The organism is Mesorhizobium sp. M0060 (assembly GCF_040323155.1).
Taxonomy (GTDB): Bacteria; Pseudomonadota; Alphaproteobacteria; order Rhizobiales; family Rhizobiaceae; genus Mesorhizobium.
In genome coordinates this window covers 1-3,309 of sequence record NZ_JAMYUP010000133.1, presented here as the reverse complement: position 1 = coordinate 3,309, position 3,309 = coordinate 1, and the positions used below count along the sequence as shown (strand labels likewise).

Here is a 3,309-nt window from a genome sequence, read left to right as displayed (position 1 = left end):
GAGCGCGATGCCGGTTGCAGGATCGGATCGATTGGCGCAACAAACCCGTATCAGTAGCGGACCCGTTTCGATCAGGCCGGTGCTTCCAGGTCCGAGAGCAAGGATGCGATCATCGCATCCGGCGCCTTGAACCGGCCGCGCCTAAGTTCCGGGGGGACAACCGCCTCGACCGCTTCCAGCTTTTCGGAGGGATCCATGCGGAGGTAGACTTCCGTCGTGCGGATATCGGCATGACCGAGCCACAGAGCCACCTTCCGGATATCGTGGGTGGCCTGCAGCATGACGACCGCGCAGCTATGCCGGAGCTGATGCGGCGAGACGCTACGATCACGCAGCGTTGCGCAGGTCTCGGCCGCCTTGCGGACATGCTTGTCGAGCACATACTCGAAGCCAGCACGGGTCATCGGTTCGGCCTGCGCGTTGACGAACAGCTCTGGGACTCGGACTCCGCCCCTGACGCTCAGCCAGGTGCGAAGATCGCGCGCCGTGTCCTTCCACAGTGGCAGGCAGCGTTCCTTGCGGCCCTTGCCCCGGATCGTCACACTCGCGCCATGCTGGAGCGACAGGTTTTCGGTCAGAACGCCGACCAGCTCGGAGACCCGCAAGCCTCCAGCGAAGCAGAGGTGCATCATTGCCCGGTCGCGCACGCCGGATCGTGTCGCAAGATCGGGGGCGTTGAGGATCGCGCGAACCTCCTCCATCGTCAGATGGCGGATGAGCTTCTGATCGTGGCGCTTGACCGGGATGGCATGGATACGACCGACCTGCTCCAGGGCGGAGGGCACCCGGTGCTCTACATAGCGCATGAACGTCTTGATGGCGGCGAGCCGCAGGTTGCGCGTGGCGGCGCCGTTGCCGCGCTCCTGTTCGATATGGGCCAGGAAGGCGACGATCAGCGGTGCGTCCAGGTCTTCGATCGTCAGCCGTGACGGACGGGTGCCGAGCCGTCTGGCGGCGAAGCCGAACAGCAGCTTGAAGCTGAACGCATATGTCTCGCAGCTCTGGGGGCTGTAGCCGCGCTGATGGGGCATGTAATCGCGCAGGAAGCCTGTGATGAGAGGAGCGAGCTTCGTCATGCGACGCTCCCTCCAACCAGGATTTCCGCCGCCGAGGCGATATCCGCCATCATCTCCGGTGTCGCCTGGAGATACCAGTAGGTGTTCCGGATGTCGGCATGGCCGAGATAGGTCGACAGGGCGACGAAGTGCCGGGCGACCGCGCCGCGCTCAACGCCGCATTGTTCCAGCACGCGGGTCGCGAAGGTATGGCGAAGATCGTGGATGCGTGGCTGCCGGCTTCGCTCCGGCGCAACCCCCGCCCGGCGCAGGATGCAGCGGAAGGTATAGTTCACTGTGGTCGGGCACATCTCCCTGTGCTGGACGGATGGGAACAGCCAGTCGCTTTCGCCGGCGCGTTGGCGGCGGAGCTCGAGATAGCGCTCGAGCGCCTCGATGACCGTCGGATGCAGCGGCACGAGCCGGCTCTTGTGGAACTTGGTCTCGCGGACGTGCAGCACACCGTCAGGCTGGATATCGTCGAGCTTGAGCGCGATCGCCTCCGAGATGCGCATTCCCGTGGCGGCGATCAATCCGAACAGCATCACGTAGAGCTGGCGCCGCAGGGGATTGGGCTTCTGATGCCGGAGCTTTCCGGCGGCATCGAGGATGCGGGCGATCTCGTCCGGTGTGTAGATATAGGGGATCGGCCGCGTTTTCCGGCTCGGCGCGAAGTCGGCGCGGGGGATCTCATGCTGCGGATCTTCGGCGTGCAGGAAGCGCGCAAATAGGATCGAGTCCGTCAGGCGCCGCTCGCGGGCGCCCGGTGTCCGGGCGACCGTCGCCAGCCAGGCGAGAACGGTTGCCGTACGGATATGCGCTTCGCCCCGCCCGGCGGCGAAGCTCGCGAAGGCACGAAGATGCCGCTCGGCCTTGACCAGCTTGTAGCCGAGCGTGCGGCGAAGACAGATGTAGCGGTCGGCGTCGGCGCTCAGCATGGCAGCCTCCCGACCCAGGGCTGCGTAATCTCCGACAGGAGGCCGATATCCACCTTGGCATAGAGAGCCGTGACTGATGGCGAGCGATGCCGCAGCACGGCGCCGACGCCGGCAAGGCTGACACCGTTGCTCAGCATAGCTGTTGCAGCGGAGTGGCGCAGAACGTGGGCGCCGCGATGGATGCTTTTAACGCCGGCCCGGTCAAGTGCGCGGCGCACGATGCACTTCACCGCGATGCGGCTGAGCGGCCGGACAGGCGCCGCGCTCGTCAGGAACACTCGGGTCGTCGCAAGGCTTGGCCGTGCCCGCTCGATATAGGCGAGGATGGCATCGCCAACCTCCTGCGTTAGCGGCAGACGCTCCGCGCGTCGGGCCTTGCCGGCAAGGGTCAATCGACCATTCACCCAGTCGATCTCACTGAAGTCGAGATTAGCGACTTCGCTCGCTCTGAGACCGAAACGGGCGAGCAGAAGGATGACGGCCCGATCACGCAGGCGATACTCGCCGTCACAAGCGGCAAGAATTCGGTCTATATCGGTTTGCCCGAGGAAGCGCGGTGTCGTCGCCAGTTGCCAGGTCGCGAAGCTCGGAATTGCCCGTTCCCGCCCGACCGGGCACTGCCCGATCGCCACCAGATATTTGAGGTAGGCGCGCGTAGCCACGGCGATACCCTGGGCCCGGCCACGCCCATGGGGCTTTGCGCGCTGGAGTACGAAGTCGCGCACCGCGGCGGCTGTGTACGCGGTGGGATCAACGCCAAGCGACGCCAACAGGTCGACAAGGATCGCCTGATAGGTGTCGAGCGTGGAGTCCTTGATGCCGCGCTGCTCCCGCATCCAACTCCGGAACGCGACTAGAGTCGGCCAGGCCTCCTCCAGCGACAGATATCGCTCTGGCGGTAGGACGTTCCTCTCGCGCAGATAGGAGACGAACAGCGCGGCAGCGCCCTGCGGTGCACGGGCGATCTTGCTGCCCCGGAACACGGAGGCAGAGGCGGCGAAGCCGACGGCCAGCGTTTCGACCTCGAATCCGGACGCGCGAGCCCAATCGCCCCATAGGGCGAGCAGACGCACCACCTCCGCCATCGTCGCCGGCGAGTATTTCCTTTGAGCCAGCCAGTCCTTGAAGCCATCGACATGCGGTTGCAGCCAGTTGATCCGGGCATCGACGCTCCGCTGATGTCTGCGCTTTCGTTTTGTCATCCTATCTTCCTTCGAGTTGCTTGTTTCCGCCGGAAGAATCCGGCACGTCGAACAAACCGAAGGTTTCGGCTGTATTCCATTCGACAGGCGATCTGCCCGGCCGGTCCGAACGCG

The 3,309-nt window shown here is 64.9% G+C and carries 3 protein-coding genes; all 3 read right to left on the bottom strand.

What is annotated here, in order from left to right; translation table 11 throughout:
• Positions 1–71: 71 nt before the first annotated feature.
• From NKJ94_RS37075 to NKJ94_RS37065, 3 genes are read right to left on the bottom strand one after another with little or no spacing between them, the layout of a single operon-like run.
• The gene (locus NKJ94_RS37075; RefSeq protein WP_352532692.1) at positions 72–1,076 is read right to left on the bottom strand and encodes a tyrosine-type recombinase/integrase; all 1,005 of its coding nucleotides are present in this window, start codon (positions 1,074–1,076) and stop codon (positions 72–74) included.
• The gene (locus NKJ94_RS37070) at positions 1,073–1,993 is read right to left on the bottom strand and encodes a tyrosine-type recombinase/integrase (RefSeq protein ID WP_352532690.1); all 921 of its coding nucleotides are present in this window, start codon (positions 1,991–1,993) and stop codon (positions 1,073–1,075) included. The genes NKJ94_RS37075 and NKJ94_RS37070 overlap by 4 nt, the downstream gene beginning before the upstream one ends.
• Positions 1,987–3,195: a tyrosine-type recombinase/integrase gene (locus NKJ94_RS37065; protein WP_352532688.1), complete on the bottom strand. Its 1,209-nt coding sequence runs from the start codon at positions 3,193–3,195 to the stop codon at positions 1,987–1,989. The genes NKJ94_RS37070 and NKJ94_RS37065 overlap by 7 nt, the downstream gene beginning before the upstream one ends.
• Between the last annotated feature and the right edge of the window lie 114 nt (positions 3,196–3,309).

Bases quoted from the DNA above. Each gene is read 5' to 3' on its own strand.
- NKJ94_RS37075 (WP_352532692.1), bottom strand. From the start codon at position 1,076: ATGACGAAGCTCGCTCCTCTCATCACAGGCTTCCTGCGCGATTACATG.
- NKJ94_RS37070 (WP_352532690.1), bottom strand. From the start codon at position 1,993: ATGCTGAGCGCCGACGCCGACCGCTACATCTGTCTTCGCCGCACGCTC.
- NKJ94_RS37065 (WP_352532688.1), bottom strand. From the start codon at position 3,195: ATGACAAAACGAAAGCGCAGACATCAGCGGAGCGTCGATGCCCGGATC.